This is a genomic window from Pseudomonas sp. SIMBA_067 (assembly GCF_046534675.1).
GTDB classification, from domain to species: domain Bacteria; phylum Pseudomonadota; class Gammaproteobacteria; order Pseudomonadales; family Pseudomonadaceae; genus Aquipseudomonas; species Aquipseudomonas putida.
The window spans coordinates 131,305-154,913 of record NZ_JAWRYH010000002.1; the positions used below are offsets into that span (position 1 = coordinate 131,305).

General features: G+C 62.9%; 23 protein-coding genes. 20 read left to right on the forward strand and 3 right to left on the reverse strand.

What is annotated here, in order from left to right:
• The first annotated feature begins 42 nt into the window (after nt 1-42).
• The 10 genes from pyrR (at nt 43) to SB765_RS05945 (ending at nt 10,789) form a co-directional block, all read left to right on the forward strand.
• Nucleotides 43-561, forward strand: a complete 519-nt coding sequence (pyrR, locus tag SB765_RS05900; RefSeq protein WP_016489547.1) for a bifunctional pyr operon transcriptional regulator/uracil phosphoribosyltransferase PyrR — start codon at nt 43-45, stop codon at nt 559-561.
• 12 nt (nt 562-573) lie between these two features.
• Nucleotides 574-1,578: an aspartate carbamoyltransferase catalytic subunit gene (locus SB765_RS05905; protein WP_008099987.1), complete on the forward strand. Its 1,005-nt coding sequence runs from the start codon at nt 574-576 to the stop codon at nt 1,576-1,578.
• A complete protein-coding gene (locus SB765_RS05910) occupies nt 1,575-2,846 on the forward strand; it encodes a dihydroorotase (RefSeq protein ID WP_341796964.1) in 1,272 nt (423 codons plus the stop codon). Before SB765_RS05905 ends, SB765_RS05910 begins: the two co-directional genes overlap by 4 nt.
• Nucleotides 2,847-3,058: 212 nt before the next feature.
• The gene (gene hslV, locus SB765_RS05915) at nt 3,059-3,589 is read left to right on the forward strand and encodes an ATP-dependent protease subunit HslV (RefSeq protein ID WP_003249309.1); all 531 of its coding nucleotides are present in this window, start codon (nt 3,059-3,061) and stop codon (nt 3,587-3,589) included.
• Between the two features lie 76 nt (nt 3,590-3,665).
• Complete coding sequence (hslU, locus tag SB765_RS05920) at nt 3,666-5,009, forward strand: ATP-dependent protease ATPase subunit HslU (protein WP_341796965.1); 1,344 nt, start codon at nt 3,666-3,668, stop codon at nt 5,007-5,009.
• Between the two features lie 187 nt (nt 5,010-5,196).
• Nucleotides 5,197-5,574 carry a gamma-butyrobetaine hydroxylase-like domain-containing protein gene (locus tag SB765_RS05925; protein WP_410931183.1) on the forward strand — a complete coding sequence of 126 codons (378 nt, stop codon included), beginning with the start codon at nt 5,197-5,199 and terminating at the stop codon, nt 5,572-5,574.
• Between the two features lie 268 nt (nt 5,575-5,842).
• Nucleotides 5,843-7,522, forward strand: a complete 1,680-nt coding sequence (phaC, locus tag SB765_RS05930; RefSeq protein WP_016501981.1) for a class II poly(R)-hydroxyalkanoic acid synthase — start codon at nt 5,843-5,845, stop codon at nt 7,520-7,522.
• 62 nt (nt 7,523-7,584) lie between these two features.
• Nucleotides 7,585-8,436, forward strand: coding sequence for a poly(3-hydroxyalkanoate) depolymerase (gene phaZ, locus SB765_RS05935; RefSeq protein WP_341796968.1), 852 nt, complete (start codon nt 7,585-7,587; stop codon nt 8,434-8,436).
• 42 nt (nt 8,437-8,478) lie between these two features.
• Nucleotides 8,479-10,161: a class II poly(R)-hydroxyalkanoic acid synthase gene (gene phaC / locus SB765_RS05940; RefSeq protein WP_410931073.1), complete on the forward strand. Its 1,683-nt coding sequence runs from the start codon at nt 8,479-8,481 to the stop codon at nt 10,159-10,161.
• 13 nt (nt 10,162-10,174) lie between these two features.
• Nucleotides 10,175-10,789 (forward strand): TetR/AcrR family transcriptional regulator, encoded by a 615-nt coding sequence (locus SB765_RS05945; protein ID WP_016501984.1) that lies wholly within the window; start codon nt 10,175-10,177, stop codon nt 10,787-10,789.
• Nucleotides 10,790-10,963: 174 nt separating this feature from the next.
• On the opposite strand, the gene SB765_RS05950 is transcribed toward SB765_RS05945, so the two are convergent.
• Both SB765_RS05950 and SB765_RS05955 read right to left on the reverse strand, forming a co-directional pair.
• Entirely contained in the window at nt 10,964-11,764 is an 801-nt protein-coding gene (locus SB765_RS05950; RefSeq protein WP_410931074.1) for a phasin family protein, read from the reverse strand.
• A 10-nt stretch (nt 11,765-11,774) separates the two neighbouring features.
• Nucleotides 11,775-12,194, reverse strand: a complete 420-nt coding sequence (locus SB765_RS05955; protein ID WP_410931075.1) for a phasin family protein — start codon at nt 12,192-12,194, stop codon at nt 11,775-11,777.
• Between the two features lie 225 nt (nt 12,195-12,419).
• Here SB765_RS05955 and SB765_RS05960 point away from each other — a divergent pair, with 225 nt between their 5' ends.
• Nucleotides 12,420-17,135 carry a hypothetical protein gene (locus SB765_RS05960; RefSeq protein ID WP_410931076.1) on the forward strand — a complete coding sequence of 1,572 codons (4,716 nt, stop codon included), beginning with the start codon at nt 12,420-12,422 and terminating at the stop codon, nt 17,133-17,135.
• 18 nt (nt 17,136-17,153) lie between these two features.
• On the opposite strand, the gene SB765_RS05965 is transcribed toward SB765_RS05960, so the two are convergent.
• Nucleotides 17,154-17,429 (reverse strand): polyhydroxyalkanoic acid system family protein, encoded by a 276-nt coding sequence (locus tag SB765_RS05965; RefSeq protein ID WP_003249289.1) that lies wholly within the window; start codon nt 17,427-17,429, stop codon nt 17,154-17,156.
• Between the two features lie 124 nt (nt 17,430-17,553).
• Here SB765_RS05965 and ubiE point away from each other — a divergent pair, with 124 nt between their 5' ends.
• From ubiE to SB765_RS06010, 9 genes are all read left to right on the forward strand, one after another.
• Nucleotides 17,554-18,324, forward strand: coding sequence for a bifunctional demethylmenaquinone methyltransferase/2-methoxy-6-polyprenyl-1,4-benzoquinol methylase UbiE (ubiE, locus tag SB765_RS05970; protein ID WP_043198296.1), 771 nt, complete (start codon nt 17,554-17,556; stop codon nt 18,322-18,324).
• The gene (locus SB765_RS05975) at nt 18,324-18,947 is read left to right on the forward strand and encodes an SCP2 domain-containing protein (RefSeq protein WP_410931077.1); all 624 of its coding nucleotides are present in this window, start codon (nt 18,324-18,326) and stop codon (nt 18,945-18,947) included. Before ubiE ends, SB765_RS05975 begins: the two co-directional genes overlap by 1 nt.
• Nucleotides 18,944-20,566: a ubiquinone biosynthesis regulatory protein kinase UbiB gene (gene ubiB, locus SB765_RS05980; protein WP_341796972.1), complete on the forward strand. Its 1,623-nt coding sequence runs from the start codon at nt 18,944-18,946 to the stop codon at nt 20,564-20,566. Before SB765_RS05975 ends, ubiB begins: the two co-directional genes overlap by 4 nt.
• Before the next feature lie 72 nt (nt 20,567-20,638).
• Nucleotides 20,639-21,031, forward strand: a complete 393-nt coding sequence (hisI, locus tag SB765_RS05985; protein WP_019472588.1) for a phosphoribosyl-AMP cyclohydrolase — start codon at nt 20,639-20,641, stop codon at nt 21,029-21,031.
• A 1-nt stretch (nt 21,032) separates the two neighbouring features.
• Nucleotides 21,033-21,368, forward strand: a complete 336-nt coding sequence (locus SB765_RS05990; RefSeq protein ID WP_016489563.1) for a phosphoribosyl-ATP diphosphatase — start codon at nt 21,033-21,035, stop codon at nt 21,366-21,368.
• Between the two features lie 25 nt (nt 21,369-21,393).
• Entirely contained in the window at nt 21,394-21,663 is a 270-nt protein-coding gene (locus SB765_RS05995; RefSeq protein ID WP_341796973.1) for a twin-arginine translocase TatA/TatE family subunit, read from the forward strand.
• A 3-nt stretch (nt 21,664-21,666) separates the two neighbouring features.
• A complete protein-coding gene (tatB, locus tag SB765_RS06000) occupies nt 21,667-22,044 on the forward strand; it encodes a Sec-independent protein translocase protein TatB (RefSeq protein WP_258654238.1) in 378 nt (125 codons plus the stop codon).
• Nucleotides 22,041-22,829, forward strand: coding sequence for a twin-arginine translocase subunit TatC (tatC, locus tag SB765_RS06005; protein WP_043198305.1), 789 nt, complete (start codon nt 22,041-22,043; stop codon nt 22,827-22,829). The genes tatB and tatC overlap by 4 nt, the downstream gene beginning before the upstream one ends.
• Nucleotides 22,826-23,533: a 16S rRNA (uracil(1498)-N(3))-methyltransferase gene (locus tag SB765_RS06010; protein ID WP_341796974.1), complete on the forward strand. Its 708-nt coding sequence runs from the start codon at nt 22,826-22,828 to the stop codon at nt 23,531-23,533. The genes tatC and SB765_RS06010 overlap by 4 nt, the downstream gene beginning before the upstream one ends.
• Nucleotides 23,534-23,609: the final 76 nt, after the last annotated feature.

Below are 23,609 nucleotides of genomic sequence, written 5' to 3' on the forward strand. Positions count from 1 at the left end.
TGCCGCCGGGCCCGCCCGGCGCACCCTTCCGAGGAGCCCGCAATGAGCCTACCCAATCCCGCCGACCTGATTCGGCAGATGGCTGTCGACCTTCGTGCCCACCTGGCGCGCCGGGCAATCACCGAGCCCCGTTACATCGGTATCCGCACCGGCGGTGTCTGGGTTGCCCAGGCCCTGCAGGAAGCCATGGGCGACAGCAGCCCCATGGGCACCCTGGACGTCTCGTTCTACCGCGACGACTTCAGCCAGAACGGCCTGCACCCACAAGTGCGCCCGTCCGAGCTGCCGTTCGAGGTCGAGGGCCAGCACCTGGTGCTGGTGGATGACGTACTGATGAGCGGTCGCACCATCCGCGCGGCGCTCAACGAACTGTTCGATTACGGCCGCCCGGCCAGCGTCACCCTGGTCTGCCTGCTGGACCTGGATGCCGGCGAATTGCCGATCCGTCCGAATGTGCTCGGTGCCACCCTGTCGCTGGCCGCCCATGAACGGGTAAAATTGACCGGACCCGCACCGCTCGCCCTCGAGCGCCAGGACCTCGCCTCCGCTTCCGCCCTTTAAGAGTCCCCCGCGATGACGCCAATCGACGCCAAGCGCCCGCTGCAGCTCAATGATCAGGGCCAGCTGCGCCACTTCCTCTCGCTCGACGGTTTGCCCCGCGAACTGCTCACCGAGATCCTCGACACCGCCGACTCCTTCCTGGAAGTCGGTGCCCGGGCCGTGAAGAAAGTCCCGTTGCTGCGCGGCAAGACCGTGTGCAACGTGTTCTTCGAGAACTCGACCCGTACCCGCACCACCTTCGAACTGGCGGCCCAGCGCCTGTCGGCCGACGTGATCAGCCTGAACGTGTCGACCTCCTCGACCAGCAAGGGCGAGACCCTGTTCGACACCCTGCGCAACCTCGAAGCCATGGCGGCCGACATGTTCGTGGTACGCCATTCCGACTCCGGCGCGGCGCACTTCATCGCCGAGCACGTGTGCCCGGACGTCGCAGTAATCAACGGTGGTGACGGCCGCCACGCGCACCCGACCCAGGGCATGCTCGACATGCTCACCATTCGCCGCCACAAGGGCAGCTTCGAGAACCTCTCGGTAGCCATCGTCGGCGACATCCTGCACTCACGCGTGGCCCGTTCCGACATGCTGGCGCTCAAAGCGCTGGGCTGCCCGGACATCCGCGTGATCGGCCCGAAAACCCTGATCCCGATCGGCATCGAGCAGTACGGCGTAAAGGTCTACACCGACCTCGCCGAAGGCCTGAAGGATGTCGACGTGGTGATCATGCTGCGCCTGCAACGCGAGCGCATGGCCGGCGGCCTGCTGCCCAGCGAAGGTGAGTTCTACCGCCTGTTCGGCCTGACCACCGCGCGCCTGGCCGGGGCCAAGCCTGACGCCATCGTCATGCACCCAGGCCCGATCAACCGTGGTGTGGAAATCGAGTCGGCGGTGGCCGACGGTAAGCACTCGGTGATCCTCAACCAGGTCACCTACGGCATCGCCGTGCGCATGGCCGTGCTGTCCATGGCCATGAGCGGGCAGAACGCGCAACGTCAATTCGACCAGGAGAACGCCCAGTGACCATCAGTATTCTTGGCGCCCGGGTCATCGATCCCAAGACCGGCCTGGACCAGGTCACCGACCTGCACCTGGACGGTGGCCGCATTGCCGCCATCGGCGCTGCGCCGGCCGGCTTCAGCGCCAGCCGCACGATCCAGGCCGATGGCCTGGTCGCCGCACCGGGCCTGGTCGACCTGGGCGTGTCCCTGCGCGAGCCGGGTTACAGCCGCAAAGGCAACATCGCGAGTGAAACCCGCGCAGCCGTGGCCGGCGGTGTCACCAGCCTGTGCTGCCCGCCACAGACCAAGCCGGTGCTGGACACCTCGGCGGTGGCCGAGCTGATCCTGGACCGCGCCCGTGAGGCTGCCAACAGCAAGGTGTACCCGATCGGCGCCCTGACCAAAGGCCTCGAAGGCGAGCAACTGGCCGAGCTGGTGGCCCTGCGCGACACCGGTTGCGTGGCCTTCGGCAATGGCCTGAAACAAATCCCCAACAACCGTACCCTGGCCCGCGCCCTGGAATACGCCGCCACCTTCGACCTGACCGTGGTGTTCCACTCCCAGGACCGCGACCTGGCCGAGGGCGGCCTGGCCCACGAAGGTGCCATGGCCAGTTTCCTCGGCCTGCCGGGCATCCCGGAAAGCGCCGAAACCGTGGCACTGGCGCGCAACCTGCTGCTGGTGGAACAAAGCGGCGTGCGTGCGCACTTCAGCCAGATCACCAGCGCCCGTGGCGCACAGCTGATTGCCCAGGCGCAGGAACTCGGCCTGCCGGTGACCGCAGATGTGGCGCTGTACCAGTTGATACTCACCGATGAGTCGCTGCGCGAGTTTTCCAGCCTGTACCACGTGCAGCCACCGCTGCGCACTGCCAAAGACCGGGATGGCCTGCGTGCCGCGGTCAAATCGGGCGTGATCCAGGCGATTTCCAGCCACCACCAGCCCCATGAGCGCGACGCCAAGCTGGCCCCGTTCGGCGCCACCGAGCCGGGCATCAGCAGCGTCGAGTTGCTGTTGCCACTGGCCATGACCCTGGTACAGGACGGCCTGCTCGACCTGCCGACCTTGCTCGCCCGCCTGAGCAGCGGCCCGGCTGCCGCCCTGCGCCTGCCGGCCGGTGAGCTGAAAGTGGGTGGTGCGGCCGACCTGGTGCTGTTCGACCCGCAAGCCTCCACCGTTGCCGGCGAGCAGTGGTTCTCGCGTGGCGAGAACTGCCCGTTCATCGGCCACTGCCTGCCGGGTGCGGTGCGTTATACCTTGGTCGATGGCCACATCTGCCACGAGGCCTGAGTAACCCTCACAGGCCTCATCGCCGGCAAGTCAGCTCCCACAGGAAATCACTGCCCTCAGGCCCTGTGATGACCTGTGGGAGCTGGCTTGCCGGCGATGAGGCCTTTGCAGGAGAGCACCAACCATTCATCCCCCACGGTTGAAATCCTTCCCCCAACCCCCATATGAGTCTGCATCAGGCACTTTCGCCCCGCTGCGTGGAGACTCTCCCCTTGACCACCATCGTTTCTGTCCGCCGTAACGGCAAAGTCGTCATGGGCGGCGACGGCCAGGTATCTCTCGGCAACACCGTGATGAAAGGCAACGCCAAGAAAGTGCGCCGCCTGTACCACGGCCAGGTCATCGCCGGCTTCGCGGGTGCCACCGCCGATGCCTTCACCCTGTTCGAGCGCTTCGAAGGCCAGCTGGAAAAACACCAGGGCCACCTGGTTCGCGCCGCCGTCGAGCTGGCCAAGGAATGGCGTACCGACCGTTCCCTGAGCCGCCTGGAAGCCATGCTGGCCGTGGCCAACAAGGATGCCTCCCTGATCATCACCGGCAACGGTGACGTGGTCGAGCCCGAAGACGGCCTGATCGCCATGGGTTCCGGGGGTGCCTACGCCCAGGCAGCAGCCCGCGCCCTGCTGAACAAGACCGACCTTTCGGCCCGTGAAATCGCTGAAACTGCCCTGAACATCGCCGGCGACATCTGCGTGTTCACCAACCACAACCTGACCATCGAGGAGCAGGACCTGGCCGACTGATTCAGTTGCTTTGGCGCCTCTTCCCGGTGAAGGGGCTTTTCCACGCTGACTCACCTGCCCCAGGACCCTATTGATCATGTCCATGACCCCCCGCGAGATCGTCCACGAACTCAACCGCCACATCATCGGCCAGGACGACGCCAAGCGCGCCGTCGCCATTGCCCTGCGCAACCGCTGGCGCCGGATGCAGCTGCCTGCCGAGCTGCGTGCCGAAGTGACCCCGAAGAACATCCTGATGATCGGCCCTACCGGCGTCGGCAAGACCGAAATCGCCCGTCGCCTGGCCAAGCTGGCCAACGCGCCGTTCCTCAAGGTCGAAGCCACCAAGTTCACCGAAGTAGGCTACGTGGGCCGCGACGTCGAGTCGATCATCCGTGACCTGGCCGACGCCGCGCTGAAGATGCTGCGCGAGCAGGAGATCATCCGCGTGCGCCACCGCGCCGAGGACGCCGCTGAAGACCGTATCCTCGATGCCCTGCTGCCGCAGGCGCGGGTCAGCAGCTTCTCGGAAGAAGCCGCGCAGACCAGCAGCGATTCCAACACCCGCCAGCTGTTCCGCAAGCGCCTGCGTGAAGGCCAGCTGGACGACAAGGAAATCGAAATCGAAGTGGCCGATGCCGTGGGCGTCGAAATTGCCGCGCCGCCTGGCATGGAAGAGATGACCAACCAGCTGCAGAACCTGTTTGCCAACATGGGCAAAGGCAAGCGCAAGGCGCGCAAGCTGAAGGTGAAAGAAGCGCTGAAGATGGTTCGCGACGAAGAAGCGGGCCGCCTGGTCAACGAGGAAGAGCTCAAGGCCAAGGCCCTGGAAGCGGTCGAGCAGCACGGCATCGTGTTCATCGACGAAATCGACAAGGTTGCCAAGCGCGGCAACGTTGGCGGTGCCGATGTGTCCCGTGAAGGCGTGCAGCGCGACCTGCTGCCACTGATCGAAGGCTGCACCGTCAACACCAAGCTGGGCATGGTCAAGACCGACCACATCCTGTTCATCGCCTCGGGTGCGTTCCACCTGAGCAAGCCAAGCGACCTGGTACCCGAGCTGCAAGGCCGCCTGCCGATCCGTGTCGAGCTGAAGGCACTGACCCCTGAAGACTTCGAGCGCATCCTGCAAGAGCCGCACGCTTCGCTGACCGAGCAGTACCAGGCCCTGCTGAAGACCGAAGGCCTGAACATCGAGTTCATCGGCGATGGCATCAAGCGCCTGGCCGAGATTGCCTACCAGGTCAACGAAAAGACCGAGAACATCGGTGCCCGCCGCTTGCACACCCTGCTTGAGCGTTTGCTCGAAGAGGTGTCGTTCAGCGCTGGCGACCTGGCCAGTGCCCATGACGAAACGCCGATCCAGATCGACGCTGCGTATGTGAACAGCCATCTGGGTGAACTGGCGCAGAACGAAGACCTGTCGCGTTACATCCTGTAAGACCGCAGGGGCCGCTTCGCGGCCTTTCGCCGGCAAGCCAGCCCCCACAGGATTATCACGATCCTGAATGCTGTGAAGCACCTGTGGGAGCTGGCTTGCCGGCGATTGGGCTGCAAAGCAGCCCCCCTTGCGCAATCCCCAGAATGTCCCGAAGCTGTGCATCATCAGCTCCCGAGAGATTCCAGCCATGGCCCGCATGCCCACCGCCATAAACCTGCACAAAGCCTCGAAAACCCTCACCCTCACCTACGCCCCCGGCGAGGTCTACCACCTGCCCGCCGAACTCCTGCGCGTGCACTCCCCCTCCGCCGAGGTCCAGGGCCACGGCAACCCCATCCTGCAGTTCGGCAAGATCAACGTCGGCCTGGTCGGCCTGGAGCCTGCCGGCCAATATGCACTGAAACTGACCTTCGACGACGGCCATGACAGCGGCCTGTTCACCTGGGAATACCTGGAACAGCTGTGCCTGCGCCAGGAACAGCTGTGGACCGACTACCTCGACGAGCTGCACAAGGCCGGAAAATCCCGCGACCCGGCCGCATCGGTTGTGAAACTCATGCTCTAGCCCAAGGCCTGCAGGGTTTAGAGCGCATTTTCTAAATTCATCTGTTTGAATGACTTGCAGACAGCCCAGTGAAGGGCTGTCTTGCGCATTACATGAAAGTCGGGTAACCAATGGGTGTGGCAAGTTCCCTGCATCACTTTGCAGGCAGTCAGAACCCCCGCAGCACCGCTGTTCCTTATCACTGGTCACCCGAGTAGCAGTACCGGGCTCAGGGCTGTGCGCTTGTCACAGCAACCGGTACTCGTCTCAGGACAACGGAGCGTCGTAGATGAGTAACAAGAACAACGATGAGCTGCAGCGGCAGGCCTCGGAAAACACCCTGGGGCTGAACCCGGTCATCGGCATTCGCCGCAAGGACCTGTTGAGCTCGGCACGCACTGTGCTGCGCCAGGCCGTGCGCCAACCGCTGCACAGTGCCAAGCATGTGGCCCACTTTGGCCTGGAACTGAAAAACGTGCTGCTGGGCAAGTCCAGCCTGGCCCCGGAAAGCGACGACCGCCGTTTCAACGACCCGGCCTGGAGCAACAACCCGCTGTACCGCCGCTACCTGCAAACCTACCTGGCCTGGCGCAACGAGTTGCAGGACTGGATCGGCAACAGCGACCTGCCACCCCAGGACATCAGCCGCGGCCAATTCGTCATCAACCTGATGACCGAAGCCATGGCGCCGACCAATACCTTGTCCAACCCGGCAGCGGTCAAACGCTTCTTCGAAACCGGCGGCAAGAGCCTGCTCGACGGCCTGTCCAACCTCGCCAAGGACATGGTCAACAACGGCGGCATGCCCAGCCAGGTGAACATGGACGCCTTCGAAGTGGGCAAGAACCTGGGCACCAGCGAAGGCGCGGTGGTGTACCGCAACGATGTACTGGAGCTTATCCAGTACAGCCCCATCACCGAGCAGGTGCATGCCCGCCCGCTGCTGGTGGTGCCACCGCAGATCAACAAGTTCTACGTGTTCGACCTGAGCCCGGAAAAGAGCCTGGCACGCTACTGCCTGCGCTCGCAGCAGCAAACCTTCATCATCAGCTGGCGCAACCCGACCAAGGCCCAGCGTGAATGGGGCCTGTCCACCTACATCGATGCGCTGAAAGAAGCCGTCGACGCGGTGCTGGCGATTACCGGCAGCAAAGACCTGAACATGCTCGGTGCCTGCTCCGGTGGCATTACCTGCACTGCGCTGGTGGGCCACTATGCCGCCATTGGCGAAAACAAGGTCAATGCCCTGACCCTGCTGGTCAGCGTGCTGGACACCACCATGGACAACCAGGTCGCCTTGTTCGTCGATGAACAAACCCTGGAAAGTGCCAAGCGCCACTCCTACCAGGCTGGCGTGCTGGAAGGCAGCGAAATGGCCAAGGTGTTCGCCTGGATGCGCCCCAACGACCTGATCTGGAACTACTGGGTCAACAACTACCTGCTTGGCAACGAGCCGCCGGTGTTCGACATCCTGTTCTGGAACAACGACACCACGCGCCTGCCGGCCGCCTTCCACGGCGACCTGATCGAAATGTTCAAGAGCAACCCACTGATCCGCCCGGATGCACTGGAAGTGTGCGGCACCCCGATCAACCTGAAAAATGTGCAGTGCGACATCTTCAGCGTTGCAGGCACTGCAGACCACATCACCCCGTGGCAATCGTGCTACCGCTCGGCGCACTTGTTCGGCGGCAAGATCGAGTTCGTGCTGTCCAACAGCGGCCATATCCAGAGCATCCTCAACCCGCCAGGCAACCCCAAGGCGCGCTTCATGACTGGCGCTGACCGCCCGGGTGACCCGCTGGCCTGGCAGGAAAACGCCACCAAGCACGCCGACTCCTGGTGGCTGCACTGGCAGAGCTGGCTGAGCGAACGTGCCGGGGAGCTGAAAAAAGCGCCAACCCGCCTGGGCAACCGCGCTTATGCCGCTGGCGAAGCCGCACCAGGCACCTACGTTCACGAGCGCTGAGTTGCGTTGCCGTGGCCGCCATGAGCGCGCCACGGCGCTTTTTTCACGACAGAGTCGAACGCATGCCGGAACCCTACATCTTCAGGACCGTCGAACTGGACGACCAGTCCATTCGCACCGCCGTCCGCCCGGGCAAGCCACACCTGACACCGTTGCTGATCTTCAACGGCATCGGCGCCAACCTGGAGCTGGTGTTCCCGTTCATCGAGGCGCTGGACCCGGACCTGGAGGTCATCGCCTTCGACGTGCCCGGTGTGGGTGGTTCATCCACCCCGCGTCATCCCTATCGCTTTCCTGGGCTGGCCAAGCTCACAGCACGCATGCTCGATTACCTGAACTACGGCCAGGTCAGCGCCATCGGCGTGTCCTGGGGCGGCGCCCTGGCCCAGCAGTTTGCCCACGACTACCCGGAGCGCTGCAAGAAACTGGTGCTGGCCGCCACTGCCGCCGGCGCAGTCATGGTGCCGGGCAAACCTAAAGTCTTGTGGATGATGGCGAGCCCCAGGCGCTACGTGCAGCCCTCCCATGTGATCCGCATCGCACCGCTGATCTACGGCGGCGCCTTCCGCCGCGACCCGGACCTGGCCATGCACCATGCGTCCAAGGTGCGCTCCGGGGGCAAGCTGGGCTATTACTGGCAGCTGTTCGCCGGCCTGGGCTGGACCAGCATCCACTGGCTGCACAAGATCCACCAGCCAACGCTGGTGCTGGCCGGTGACGACGACCCGCTGATCCCGCTGGTCAACATGCGCCTGCTCGCCTGGCGGATTCCCAATGCCCAGCTACACATAATTGACGATGGCCACCTGTTCCTGATTACCCGGGCCGAGGCCGTCGCACCGATCATCATGAAGTTTCTCCAGGAAGAACGTCAGCGCGCGGTCATGCATCCGCGCCCCGCCTCTGGCGGTTGATTGTCGCTGCCCAAGCATCGGGTAAGACGAGGGAGTGTTGCCATGACAGACAAACCGGGCAAAGGAACGAAAACGCTTCCCGCCACCAGCATGAACGTGCAGAACGCCATACTCGGCCTACGCGGGCGCGACCTGGTGTCGACCCTGCGCAGGGTTGGCCGCCACGGCTTGACCAACCCGCTGCACACGGCACGGCATCTGTTGGCGTTCGGCAGCCAGCTGGGCCGCGTGATGCTGGGCGACACGCCCTACCAGCCCAACCCTCGCGATGGCCGCTTCAGCGACCCGACCTGGAGCCACAACCCGTTTTATCGCCGTGGCCTGCAGGCCTATCTGGCCTGGCAGAAGCAGACGCGCCAGTGGATCGACGAAAGTCACCTGGACGACGATGACCGCGCCCGTGCGCACTTTCTGTTTGGCATGATCAATGACGCCCTGGCACCGAGCAACTCGCTGCTCAACCCGCTGGCGGTCAAAGAACTGCTGAACACCGGCGGGCAAAGCCTGGTGCGTGGCGTGGCCCACTTGCTCGACGACCTGCGCCACAACGACGGCCTGCCGCGCCAGGTGGACGAACGTGCCTTCGAGGTGGGTGGCAGCCTGGCGGCAACGCCCGGTGCGGTGGTGTTTCGCAACGAGCTGTTGGAGCTGATCCAGTACAAGCCGATGAGCGAAAAACAGCACGCCAGGCCTTTGCTGGTGGTGCCGCCGCAAATCAACAAGTTCTATATCTTCGACATGCAGGCGCACAACAGCTTCGTCCAGTACATGCTCAAGAACGGCCTGCAGGTGTTCATGATCAGTTGGCGCAACCCCGACCCGCGCCACCGCGAATGGGGCCTGTCCACGTACGTACAGGCCCTGGAAGAAGCGCTGAACGCCTGCCGCAGCATCAGCGGCAACCGCGACCCCAACCTGATGGGTGCCTGCGCCGGCGGCCTGACCATGGCCGCGCTGCAGGGCCACCTGCAGGCCAAGCATCAGTTGCGCAAGATCCGCAGCGCCACTTACCTGGTGAGCCTGCTCGACAGCAAGTTCGACAGCCCGGCCAGCCTGTTCGCCGACGAGCAGACGGTAGAGGCCGCCAAGCGCCGATCCTATCAACGGGGCGTGCTGGACGGCGGCGAAGTCGCCAGGATTTTCGCCTGGATGCGCCCCAACGACCTGATCTGGAACTACTGGGTCAACAACTACCTGTTGGGCAAAGCCCCACCCGCGTTCGACATCCTGTACTGGAACGCCGACAACACACGCCTGCCCGCGGCACTGCACGGGGACTTGCTGGACTTTTTCAAGCACAACCCGCTCACCCACCCGGCAGGCCTCGAAGTGTGCGGCACGCCCATCGACCTCAAGCAGGTCGACCTGGACAGCTTTACCGTGGCCGGCAGCAACGACCACATCACTCCATGGGACGCCGTGTACCGCTCGGCCTTGCTGCTTGGTGGCGACCGGCGTTTCGTGCTGGCCAACAGCGGGCACATCCAGAGCATCATCAACCCGCCGGGCAACCCCAAGGCCTACTACCTGGAAAACCCCAAACTGTCCGGCGACCCGCGCGCCTGGTTCTACGAGGCCAAACGCAGCGACGGCAGTTGGTGGCCCTTGTGGCTGGAATGGATCACACCGCGCTCCGGCCCGCTCAAGGCTCCCCGTACCGAGCTGGGCAACAGTACCTATCCACCGCTCGGCCCGGCGCCAGGCACCTATGTCCTGACCCGATGAGCCCTACGACTGGATGAAGACCCGCGACCGTATCCTCGAATGCGCCCTGCAACTGTTCAACCAGCAGGGCGAACCGAACGTATCCACCTTGGAGATTGCCAACGAACTGGGTATCAGCCCGGGCAACCTGTACTACCACTTCCATGGCAAGGAGCCCTTGGTGCTGGGCCTGTTCGAGCGCTTCGAAGAAGCGCTGATGCCCCTGCTCGACCCGCCCCTGGACGTGCGCCTGGACGCCGAGGACTACTGGCTGTTCCTGCACCTGATCGTCGAGCACATGGCCCAGTACCGCTTTCTGTTCCAGGACCTGTCCAACCTCACCGGCCGCCTGCCCAAGCTGGCGCGCGGCATGCGCAGCCTGATCAATGCACTCAAGCGTACGCTGGCGGCGTTGCTCGCCAGCCTCAAGGGCCAGGGGTTGGTAGAGAGTGAGACCCAGGCGCTGGGGCAACTGGTGGAGCAGATCACAATGACGCTGCTGTTCTCGCTGGATTACCAGCGGGTGCTGGGACGCGAGGCGGATGTGGGAATTGTGGTGTACCAGGTGATGATGCTGGTGGCGCCGCATCTGCAGCCACAGGCGCGGGCGGCGGCGGAGCAGTTGGCGGTGCGCTATCTGGAAGGGTAGAAACAACATGCTGACAACGCCGTCATTGTAGGAGCGGCCTTGTGCCGCGAATGGGCCGCAAAGCGGCCCCGCGATCTCAGCGTCAAGGCAAAGATCCCGGGGCTGCTTTGCAGCCCATTCGCGGCACAAGGCCGCTCCTACGCTGACCGTGTTTGCCCGGAAGGCAATCTGCTTTCAGATCAGGGTACCGGTGCCGTTTGGTGCCGACGGTGCGCTGCCGGCCGGGGCGGCTACAGGTGCCGGGGCTGGGGTAGCGGCCGGGGCGGCACTGGCCGCTGGCGCTGCAGGTTTGGCGGCTGCCGGTTTGGCCGGTGCTTTCTTCACCGCAGGTTTCTTCGCTGCCGCTGGCTTGGCCGCTGCCGGTTTTGCTGCCGGTTTTGCCGCCGGCTTGGCAGCTGCAGGTTTGGCCGCAGGCTTTGCTGCAGGTTTGGCCGCTGCCGTTTTAGCTGCAGGTTTGGCCGCCGCCGTTTTAGCAGCAGGCTTGGCCGCCGCTGCCTTGGCCAGTGGCTTGGCCGCTGCCTTGCTCGCAGCCGGCTTGGACGCCGCAGCGCGCGACGAAATCGGCGTAACCGAAGCACCGGTCAGCTTCTCGATCTGCTTGGTCAGGCTATCCACCTGCTGGTGCAGGGCCTTGATCTCGTTGCGGCTCGGCACGCCCAGGCGAGAGATGGCGCTGTTCAGGCGCTTGTCGAAGGCCTCTTCGAGTTCGCTCCACTTGCCCAGCGCAAGGTCCTTCACGCCAGACACGCGCGAAGTGGTCGACGACTTGGCGGTTTCGGCTACATCTTCAGCCGCCTTCTTCGCCTGCTTCTCGGCCTTCTCGCCATCTTTCACCAGCGAGTCGAACAGCTTCGGGCCGTCCTGGTCAACTTTCGAATAGATACCCAGCCCCGCCAGCCAGATCTTGCGGGAGTACTTCTCGATCCCGCCGACCCAGGAGCTGCCTTCTTTGTCGGAATTCTTCTTGCCAGCCATCCTGCTCTCCTTATGGTTTGTGCGCGACGCGCTCAAGCAGCTCATGCAACTGCTCAAGCTTGACCGACAACGCCTCAACGTCATGTTTAGACGGAATACCCAGGCGATTCAAGGCGCGACCGACCCGTGCGTCGAAAGCTTTTTCGATCTTGTCGAGTTGAATTTCTACCTTCCCGCGTACGCGGCTCACTTCTTCAGCGGCTTCGTCAAGCTGGTGGTTGGCGGCATCGAGCTCTTTGTCGATGCGTTTCTTGCCGCGCTTCTCGACGCCTTCGCCAGCCTTGACCAGCTCCTGGAAGTAGTCAGAGCCTTCCTGGCCGACGCGGGCGTAGGCGCCGATACCGGCCAACCAGATCTTGCGCGCGTAGCCGCGCACCTCGCCAAGCGTGCCCAGGGCTTCGTCTTTTTTCTTCACATTCACTTTGGCCATGCTGTGTACCTCATGCTCATGAGTGTTGGAAAACCGCCCATGGAGGCTGGGCTTGAGCATTAAGGTAGGGAAGAAAATTAGAAACCTCACCCTAAGGTCATCGTTGTCGCATCTATATACCGCAAGCACCGTTGGCCATAGCGCTAGCGTCGCAGGCTTCACCTCACGGACATCGACGCCATGACTGCTGTAGCAAACCCACCCAGGCTGACGTTCAAGCAAAGCGTGGCAGCCTGTTTCTCCAAACGACCCAGCGTGCGGGACGTTTTATCAAAAGAAGCATTCCAGATTTTCAACGACCGGTATCCATGGTTGCACCGTAACCACCCTCACATCACATCGCTCGATCCTTTCGTCATCCTGCATGCACCGGCCAGCACAGGTGATCTCCCACGTCAGAGCGGGCTGGTGGACGAGCTTCTCAGGCATTTTCTGGCCAAGGAACGTGCGCAACTAAGCGCCGCAGACAAGCTGAGCATCAGCCCGCCCCATGTGTTTCAAATTCAGGAGCAAGGCCCGGACAACATCCGCCAACCCGAAATCATCCCGGACCTGACGAAGCTCAACGATGACTTCGATACAGTGCTTGGTGCGTTGATACCCGCCTTCCAGCAAGCCCAGATCGGCTTCTGGAACGGGCTCGACGAAGACAGCCAAGTCTCGCGCATGCTCTGGCTGGAACACACCATCAAGGCCGCATTGCTCGAGAACCTCCCTCGCCAAGGCCTGGCAGATGATGAAAAAGCTGCCATGTACGCCTTGCTCGACGGGGTATTCGACAGCCTGGCTGTCGAGGCGATACAAGTCACGCTCGGGACGGATGGCGAGGCACGCACCGTCACCCTACCGGATCTGTTGCTCATCACCACAAGTGGTACCCGCAACCTGGTTCTGCAATGCAAACCCTGCGGTTCGGTTCACCGCCATGTCGACCTGCCCAGCTTTGCCACCGCGCTGCAACGGCAGCTAGCACAACGCTACCGCTTCGAAGCGTTGTCCTGGGCGCACACACCGGTGATCGGACGCCCTTTCGCCTTCCAGGCAAGGCAACTGCTGAACGATATTCTGGACGACATCGGGCGCCTGCGTATTGGTGGCCTGGCAACCGTCGACGAGCTGGAGCGACAACTGCGTCAGGTGAGCGACCCGTCAGCTTACTTCTTCGACCTGCCTTCGCAGGAACGAACTGCACCCGCTGTCAGCCCACCGCGATGGCTGCTAAATGCCAGTGCTGAGGACCGCTACGCCTATCACACTGCACTGCTCGATCTGGCGGCGAACCAAGGTCGGTCGAAGGGCTGCACATCGCTGGGCGATGTCGAAGATATCCGTGATTACGCCGCTCGCCGCTTGCGTGAGACCCTGCAGACCAGCTACCCAGACAAGGCGATACACGACCCGAACGAGGTGCACATCCGCATTTCCCAAGCCATCATCGGCCCCGGCACACAAGGGCAATCACTGTTCTTGCACACGGTGCCCCTGACCGATCTGGCGATCTCCCGCCTGCGCCTTGAGGCTGGCGAGGTGATGACCGGGCTCAGTTTCGAGGATGGCTCGCCCGTGAAGGACTGGCTAAGCATCGAGCAGATCAGGGCGCTGATTCATCAGGTCGATATCAGCGCTCACTACCCCACCTACCTGCAAGATCAAGTCAGGACCGAACCGCGCAGGTCCGAACGAATCAGGCAACATGCCAGGGAGTGGCGTTACGCCCTTCGCTTCAGCACCCTGAAGGCCAAGATCGAGCGACAGCTTGGCGAAACGGCGAGCCAGGCAATGATAAGGTTCTGCCAGGGCATGGACAATGGCGCGGACCTTCTGCGCATCGCCCCCCTGGCGTTCCATTGCGCGCCTGGCGCTTCGGCAAGCGATGTGGCACACGGGATGTTCATCATCGAAATACCGGCAAGCGGCAGCTGGGTCTTGTACCGCCCCTTCTATGCCGACAGGGCGTTGCAGGAATTTCCGACCCTCGAATTGCTGATGGACGCAATCCGCAGCAGGGGCGCACTGCAAGAGAGCGTATTGGCCTGGCTCGACGAAGACGCGCGTCCGATTTACCAAAACGACGGGTTCAAGCACCCGCACCTGCACCCAAACATTACCACGCTGACGCACCTGCTCAATGTGCCGGTCGAGCTGCTGGACGGTCTTTTGCAACGCCTGAGACGCCCGGTACAGGCCTCGTTCCAGGCCTGGACGGATGAAATGGACACCCACCTGTTCAACGCCCGCATCGACACTATGCTATTGGCCTCAGCCAGCAATAGCGTATCCAATGCCCAGGAAGTGCGGGCTTTGGTGAAGGAGGCTGCCTGGGCGATCTTCAATACCGTCACCCAGCTTTGGCATGGTCCTATGACCACCCTGGTGTGGCTGGTCGTGGCGCTGTCGGCGGCCAAGGAAGACGTGGAGGCGCTGATCAAGCGCAGCGGTGACGATAAGATCGTCGCCGCCATAGACCTGCTCACCAACCTGGCCTTGCTCCTTGCCCACCGCCCGGCAACGCCACCTGCCAACAGCGAAGCGGCCGTTACGTTGCGCTTTTCAGGCCCTGCGCCGAAGGAAGAATCCCCGCCCCCAGCGCTCGAGCAGCCACAGGAGAAACCGTGGCAGGCCCCCGTCGAGGCGCAGCAGCCCACGCGGGTGCGTGTAGATGGCTGGCATGACGAGCAGCGCCTGAGCAACCTGTCAGTGCAGGAGCGCCAGTCACTGGCACAGCTGCAAGCCTTGCAGCCACTGGAAGGGCACGCACCACTGGCAAGTGGCCGTTTGCGTGGGTTGTTCAACATCGCCGGCCGTTACTACGTCAAACTGGGCGATGGCGCCTATGAAGTCATCGAGACCTGGAACGGCATGCAGATCATCGGCCCCGAGCCGAGCAGCAGCGAATGGGTGTCCCAATGGGATGGCGCCCGGGACGGCTACCATATCGTTGGTCGTGAACGCCAAAAAGGCCCTTGGTTGACGCGCTGGAATGGCCAATGGACTTTGAATCTGAACCTCTCTGGCGGCATGCCAAGGAACAGGCAATCCATCAACGCGGAAAACCGCCAGCGGTTCGACACGCTGAGCGCAACCGCCACGGCTAACCAACAAGCGCTGAATCAGATGGCACCCCTGATGGAACGCAGCCAAGTGCAACTGCAGGTTTATGACGACCTCGCGCGGGAATACAGCATGGCTGTCGATGCACTACCTGCACATGAGCGTGATACACCGCCGCCAGCCTTGCAGCTTCAGAGGCAGGCACTCAAAGCCCAGCGCCTACGGCACTTACCGGAAATCAGGGCATCCGCGCTCTACCTGGAACGGCAAAGCACGCTGCTACACGGGAATATCGAAGTGTTCAAGGAGATGGCCGAACCACGGTTCAGCAAATTCGACACCCGAGCCCCGAGCCGACGCCGATACGGCAACTGGTACGGTGCAGCCATCGAAAACGACATGCTGCTGTGCCGCCGCTTGCTGGAGCAGGTCGACCACCAGGCACTGAGCGCACAGTCCATCGGGCTGCCCCGCGTTCCAGAGACTGCCGAGCAGATACAGCAATACCTCGATTATTGCGAACGGGTACGCGATTCCAGCCAGGCCAGCCGCCGCCTGCTTGTCGTCAGCCAGCGGCTGGACCGGACCTTGGCGCAAGTACTGCCGGACCCCAAGATCGATTTTGCCGACAAAGCCACGAAACTCGCCCAGACCATTCGACGCAGGACGTATTCGACACTGGTCATTCGGGCCCAGCTGCTCAGTGACCTGGCCTACCTCGCCGTGGACAAGACTCGGCTCTCTGCGGACACGGCCGAGCATTTGCTTGCGATGCGCGCGCCGCTCAGCGGCATCGAATTCAGCCGTACGATCTGGAGCCACGACGGTCTGGAAGCCACCGAAGAGACGGCCCAGGTCAAAGCCGAACTGCTTGAGGATATCCTTCAGAAATACCGTACCGTGCTGGATCGCGCCCAATACATGAGGACACTGGACTCGCCTGCGCTGGTCGCTGACGTGCTGGACGAATATATACGCGAACTGTCCACCATTACCCAGATCACGGAGCAGCAACTGAGCGCGACCTTGACCAATCTCGACAGCGGCATCAGTCTCCCCTCGCCAACGCCCTATCATCGCCCCGCAACGATCAGGCGCCGGGTCATCCGTGTTGACCGAGGTCGACCGCTGTTGGTGGAAATCGACCAAATGGGCAATCGGGCCATCCAGCGCAGTGCATTCAATCAGGAGCCTGCGGGCAGTTTCGCGCAACGCGACGGGGTATGGCATGCCGTGCCTGAGCAAGCGCGGCCGGCCCAGCACGACCGGGCACAGCTGCGCCAGCGAGCAAGTCGCCTGCTGGCAGAGGTGGATGGGAAAATTGCCTTCGCCGCTCACTATGCCGATGAGCCCAACAGCCTGGCCGACTTTCTGGAATGGCCGGCAGGTGACATGCGCGAAGTGCAGCAGCAACTGACCGAGCTGAACAATCCACTGGATTCCAGCTTGGTCGACCTCCTTCGGGCAGCGGTAGACCGCATCCATCACGAAAGGCTTCGGCTGCTCACCGACGCGTATCTGAACACCCGCCATCCCGACGGCAAGGCCCTTCGCTTCCTGGCTGAGCAGAAGCGGATTCGGATCAGGCAGACCGTGATTCGCCGGCAGCTACGTCACGCCAATGATTACCTCGACGTCTACGAGATTCGCGATGTGCAAGCGCCACAGCGGTTACTATGGGAGGCGCATTTTCACTATCCCAGCCTCGAAGCGAGAGGGCATGACTTCGTCAAGGGCCACCTCAAGTTCTGGGATGCAGGCGTAAGGGGCCGCAAGGCCATGCTCGAGCAGGCCGCAGACGCACGCGAGCGCATCGCGATCTACCGCGGCGATCTGCGCCTGGAGCAGGTAATTGGCATCATTCCTTTCCCGACGGACGCGCCGCAGTAGCCAGAGAGCGGCCCTGGCTCAGGCCAGGGCCTTGTCCAGCGCCCGTTCGATCTCACCCTTGATGGTGCCGCTCATCATCGACAGCATCATGCCCAGCTTCAATTCGACGCGGATGCTGTCGTCGCCAATGTGCACACTGCCATTGGCGCCACTGCGCGCAACGTCTACGCGGTCACCGTTCCAGGTGGCCTTGAGGTCGTACTCACGGCTGAGCTTGTCGACCAGCGCTTCGGCCTTGGCGCGGGCGGCATCACGGCCGAGGGAATGTTTGCGTTCGACGCTGATCTGGGTCATGCGGGCGTTCCTGAAGATGTAGACATAATCAGCATTATGCCCGCCCCTGCCCACTGGTACACCCCGCCAAGACAAATCCGCCCGTTCGCCCTAGAATGGCGGTAATTTTTTCCGGTGAAGCGATATGAACGACCAGCGCAAAGGCGACCACGCCGAACCCACCACCCACTTTGGCTACCAGGACGTACCTGAAAGCCAGAAGGCGAAAAAAGTCGCCGAAGTGTTCCACTCGGTGGCAGCCAAGTACGACCTGATGAACGATGTGCTTTCCGGCGGCATGCACCGCCTGTGGAAGCGCTTTACCATCGAGCTGTCGGGCGTGCGCAGCGGCAACCGGGTGCTGGACATCGCCGGCGGTACCGGTGACCTGGCCGCCAAGTTCTCGCGCCTGGTCGGCCCGACGGGCCAGGTGGTGCTGGCGGACATCAACGATTCGATGCTCAAGGTTGGCCGTGACCGCCTGCTGGACCGTGGTGTGGCCGGCAACATCGAGTTCGTCCAGGCCGACGCCGAAAAACTGCCGTTCCCGGACAACCACTTCGACTGCGTGACCATCGCTTTCGGCCTGCGCAACGTCACCCACAAGGACGAAGCCATCCGTTCGATGCTGCGCGTGCTCAAGCCCGGTGGCCGTCTGCTGATCCTGGAATTCTCCAAACCGACCAGCAAGCTGATGTCCAAGGCCTACGACGCCTATTCGTTCGCTTTCATGCCGCTGGCCGGCAAGCTGATCACCAACGACTCGGAAAGCTACCGTTACCTCGCCGAATCGATCCGCATGCACCCGGACCAGGAAACCCTGAAGAGCATGATGGTCGAGGCCGGTTTCGACCGCGTCACCTACCACAACATGACCAGCGGCATCGTTGCCGTGCACCGGGGGATCAAACCCTGATGCTGCTGGCCGGGCTGCTCGCCAGCGTCGAACATGGCCTGAACCGCGTCCTGCGCATGGACAGCACGGCCATGCCGCGGCTGGCCGCGCTGGAAGGCAAGGTCATCGAGATCGACTGCCGCCAACCGGCCCTGCAGGTCTTCATCCTGCCCGATGAAGACGGCCTGATGCTCGCCGCCCACTGGGAAGGCGAGGTCGACTGCAGCCTGCGCGCACCGGCCGGCAGCCTGGTGCAACTTGCCCTGGCCAGGGACAAGACCGCCGTGTTGCACAGCCCGCAGGTAGAACTGCATGGCGACAGCGCCGTGCTGCTCGACCTGTTCGGCGTGCTGCAGGACCTGGAGCTGGACTGGGAGCACGAACTGCAACGCTGGCTCGGCCCGGTCGCCACGGCCATGCTGGCAGGCCACATTCGCCTGCGTGCACGCTGGACCCGCCAGGGCCTGGCGCGCTTCAGCCAGAACCTTTCCGAGTACCTGGCCGAAGAGTCCCGCACCTTGGTAGGCAAGCGCGAAGCCGAAGCCGCCTTCAGTGAACTCGATGCCCTGAAGCTCGATACAGAACGCCTCGAGGCGCGCATCAAGCGCCTCTCCCGATCCCTTGATACCAGCGAAAACGCATGAAGCTGCTCGCCGTCCGCCGTCTTTTTCGCATCCAGCGTGTGGTGATTCGCTACCGCCTCGATGACCTGCTGTTCGACCAACCCTTGCTGCCCTGGTGGCTGGCCAGCCTGCGCCTGTTGATGCCGTGGCGCTGGCTGCCACGCAAGCCCACCGAACTCAGCCGTGGCGCGCGCCTGCGCCTGGCGCTGCAGGACCTGGGGCCGATCTTCATCAAGTTCGGCCAGTTGCTGTCCACCCGCCGCGACCTGCTGCCCACCGACATCGCCAACGAGCTGATGCTGTTGCAGGACCGTGTGCCGCCGTTCGACCCGAAACAGGCCGTGGCACTGATTGAAGCGCAGCTGGGCGCGAAGGTTGGCGAGGTGTTCAGCCGTTTCGACGTCGAACCGCTGGCCTCGGCGTCGGTGGCCCAGGTGCACGCCGCACGCCTGAAGACCGGCGAAGAGGTGGTGGTCAAGGTGGTACGCCCGGGCCTGAAGCCGGTGATCGCCCAGGACCTGGCCTGGTTGTTCCTGATTGCCAAGGCCGCCGAACGCGCCTCGGCCGATGCCCGCCGCCTGCACCCGGTGGAAATCGTCGGTGACTACGAAAAAACCATCTACGACGAGCTCGACCTGCTGCGCGAGGCTGCCAACGCCAGCCAGCTGCGGCGCAACTTCGAAGGCTCCGAGCTGATGTACGTGCCCCAGGTCTACTGGGACCTGTGCCGCCCTAAAGTGCTGGTGATGGAGCGCATCTATGGCGTACCGGTGACCGACATGGCCACCCTGGCCGACCAGCGTACCGACATGAAGCTGCTGGCCGAGCGAGGCGTGGAGGTATTCTTCACCCAGGTATTCCGCGACAGCTTCTTCCATGCCGACATGCACCCGGGCAACATCTTTGTCAGCACGGTCAAGCCGTGGAGCCCGCAGTACATCGCTATCGACTGCGGCATCGTCGGCAGCCTCACCGCCGAGGACCAGGACTACCTGGCGCGTAACCTGTTTGCCTTCTTCAAGCGTGACTATCGCCGCGTCGCCGAGTTGCACATCGACTCGGGCTGGGTGCCGGCGCATACCAAGGTCAACGAATTCGAAGCGGCGATCCGCACCGTGTGCGAGCCAATCTTCGAAAAACCGCTAAAGGATATTTCCTTCGGCCAGGTGCTGATGCGCCTGTTCCAGACCGCGCGGCGCTTCAACATGGAAGTGCAGCCGCAGCTGGTGCTGCTGCAGAAGACCCTGCTCAACATCGAGGGCCTGGGCCGCCAGCTGTACCCCGACCTGGACCTGTGGAGCACCGCCAAACCCTACCTCGAACGCTGGATGCGCGACCGCTACAGCCCCAAGGCCGTGCTCGGCAACATTCATGGGCAGGTCGAGCAGTTGCCGCACCTGACCAACATGGCCCGCGACCTGCTCGAACGCCTGTCGCAACCGCACCTGAACGATCCGCAACTGCCGGAACGCCGCCGCCAGGGTGACCGCTGGGCCCTGCGCCTGCTGGGCGCCGGCCTGCTCGGTGGTGGCGCGGTGCTGGCCGCAGGCGCCGCCGAGGCCGCCAGCCTGGCCGCCCCTGCTGCCTGGCCGGCCTGGCTGATGCTGGCCGCAGGCCTTTACCTGATCGTGCGCCAATAGCCAGCCGCGCCTGTGGCTGGCACACTAGCGCAAAGGGCCCGATACAGGAGCGGGCCCGCTTTGGAGTCGACGATGAAAGACTGGCTGGACGAGATCAAGTGGAACAGCGACGGCCTGGTACCGGCAATCGCCCAGGACCACAAGACCGGACGCGTGCTGATGATGGCCTGGATGAACCGCGAATCGCTGGCGCTGACCGCCACCGAACAGCGCGCCATTTACTGGTCGCGTTCGCGGGGCAAGCTGTGGCGTAAAGGCGAAGAATCCGGGCACGTGCAGAAGCTGCATGAGCTGCGTCTGGACTGCGACGCCGACGTGATCATCCTGATGGTCGAGCAACTGGGCCATATCGCCTGTCATACCGGCCGTGAAAGCTGCTTCTACCGCGTCTTTGAAGACGGCCAGTGGAAAATCGTCGACCCGGTCCTGAAGGACCCGGATGCCATCTACAGCGCAGGACACTGACATGAGCGACACCCTCAACCGCCTGGCCGAAGTGCTTGAAGAACGCAAGCAAGCGGCGCCTGACAGCTCCTATGTGGCCAGCCTGTACCACAAGGGCCTGAACAAGATCCTCGAGAAGCTCGGCGAAGAGTCGGTCGAAACGATCATTGCCGCCAAGGATGCTGCCGTCAGCAAGGATTACAGTGATGTCATCTACGAAACCGCCGACCTGTGGTTTCATAGCCTGGTGATGCTCAGCGCGCTGGGCCAGCATCCACAAGCCGTGCTGGATGAGCTGGATCGCCGTTTCGGGCTGTCCGGGCACGATGAAAAGGCCGCTCGACAGCCTTCGGCTTGAGCACAACGAATTCTAGGAGAGCACCATGGGTATTTTTGACTGGAAACACTGGATCGTCCTGCTGGTTGTCGTGGTTTTGGTGTTCGGCACCAAGAAGCTGAAAAACTTCGGCAGTGACCTGGGCGAGTCGATCAAGGGCTTTCGCAAGGCCATGAACGAAGAAGAGACCAAGCCGGCAGAGCAAACGCCGCCTGCCCAGCCTGTGCCGCCAGTGCAAAACACTGCCCAGCCGCAACAAGGCCACACCATCGAAGGCCAGGCCCAACCGGTCCAAGAGCCGCAGCGGAAAGACTGACCCATGTTCGGCATCAGTTTCAGCGAGCTGCTGCTCGTAGGTCTGGTCGCCCTGCTGGTGCTCGGCCCCGAGCGCCTGCCCGGTGCCGCGCGCACCGCAGGCCTGTGGATCGGCCGGCTCAAACGCAGCTTCAACAGCATCAAGATGGAAGTGGAGCGCGAAATCGGCGCCGACGACATCCGTCGCCAGTTGCATAACGAGCACATCCTGCAGATGGAAGAGGAAGCCAAGCGCATCCTCAACCCGATGACACCCCCTGCCCAGCCGCCGGTAACCACGGCCAGCGTGCAGCCACCTGCCGGGCTTGAGGCCAGGCCGGTCGAAGCACCTGCAACCCCGGTCGCATCCCCTGAACCGCCTCAACCGCCGCGAGCCCCATGAGCGAGAATCCGGAACACGACCAGCCGATGCCGCTGGTCTCGCACCTGACCGAACTGCGCACCCGCCTGCTGCGCTGTGTTGCCGTCATTTTCCTGATCTTTGCCGGGCTGTTTTCCTTCGCCCAGCAGATCTACACCCTGGTCTCGGCGCCGCTGCGCGACCATTTGCCGGCCAACGCGACGATGATCGCCACCGACGTGGCCTCGCCGTTCCTGACGCCGTTCAAGCTGACCATGATCGTCTCGCTGTTCCTGGCGATCCCGTTCATCCTGCAGCAGATCTGGGGTTTTATCGCACCGGGTCTGTACCGCCATGAAAGGCGCATCGCCATTCCGCTGCTGGTGTCGAGCATTCTGCTGTTCTACGCCGGTATGGCCTTTGCCTATTTCCTGGTGTTCCCGCTGATGTTCAGTTTCTTTGCCGCCGCCACCCCGGCAGGCGTGGCAATGATGACCGACATCGCCAACTACCTCGACTTCGTGATGACGCTGTTCTTCGCCTTTGGCGTCGCCTTCGAAATCCCGGTGGCAGTGGTGCTGCTGGTGTGGATTGGCGTGGTCGACGTGAAGTACCTGAAGAAGATCCGCCCTTACGTGATCATCGGCTGCTTCGTGGTCGGCATGATCCTCACCCCGCCGGACATCTTCTCCCAGACCCTGCTGGCCGTGCCCATGTGGCTGCTGTTCGAGGTCGGCGTGCTGTGCGGTAGCCTGATCCGCAAGCGCAGTGCCCACGACGAAGAAGCCAACGACCACAACGACCAGCCACCAGCGACCCAACCATGAATCTGTTGCTCCTTGAAGAGGCCGATTTCGTGTCGGCCGACCGCGTCGTTCTTGCTGATCGGCGCTTTACCCACATGCAGGAAATCCACCGCGTAGCAGTGGGCGACAACCTGCGCGTGGGCCGAATCAACGGCCTGATGGGCAAGGCCACGGTGCTGCGCCTGGAACAGCACGAGGCCGAACTTGAAGTGGCCTTCGACCAGCAACCACCAGCCAAGCTGCCGTTGACCCTGGTGCTGGCGGTGCCGCGGCCGAAAATGCTGCGACGTCTGTTCCAGACCGTGGCCACCCTCGGCGTATCGCGGCTGATCCTGGTGAACAGTTACAAGGTCGAGAAAAGCTTCTGGCAAACGCCTTTCCTGCAGCCCGAGAGCATTCGCGACAACCTGATCCTCGGCCTGGAACAGGCGCGTGACACGGTGCTGCCCGAGGTGATCATCGAGAAACGCTTCAAGCCTTTCGTCGAAGACCGCCTACCCGCCATCGCCGCTGGCACCCTGGGCCTGGTCGGCCACCCCGGCCCCTACCCCGCCTGTCCACGCGCCGTGGAGCAATCCGTAACCCTGGCCATCGGCCCCGAAGGCGGCTGGATCCCCTACGAAATTGACCTGCTGGGCAAGGCTGGCCTGGCACCGGTGCAGCTGGGTGATCGCATCCTGCGGGTAGAGACCGCCGTCACTGCGCTGCTTTCGCGTATTTTCTGACGTAAACGCCGTTTTTTCGCCCATCAAGTTTCCCTCTCCGGAGCCGATGGCCTTGGCAACACAACAATTATTTGTG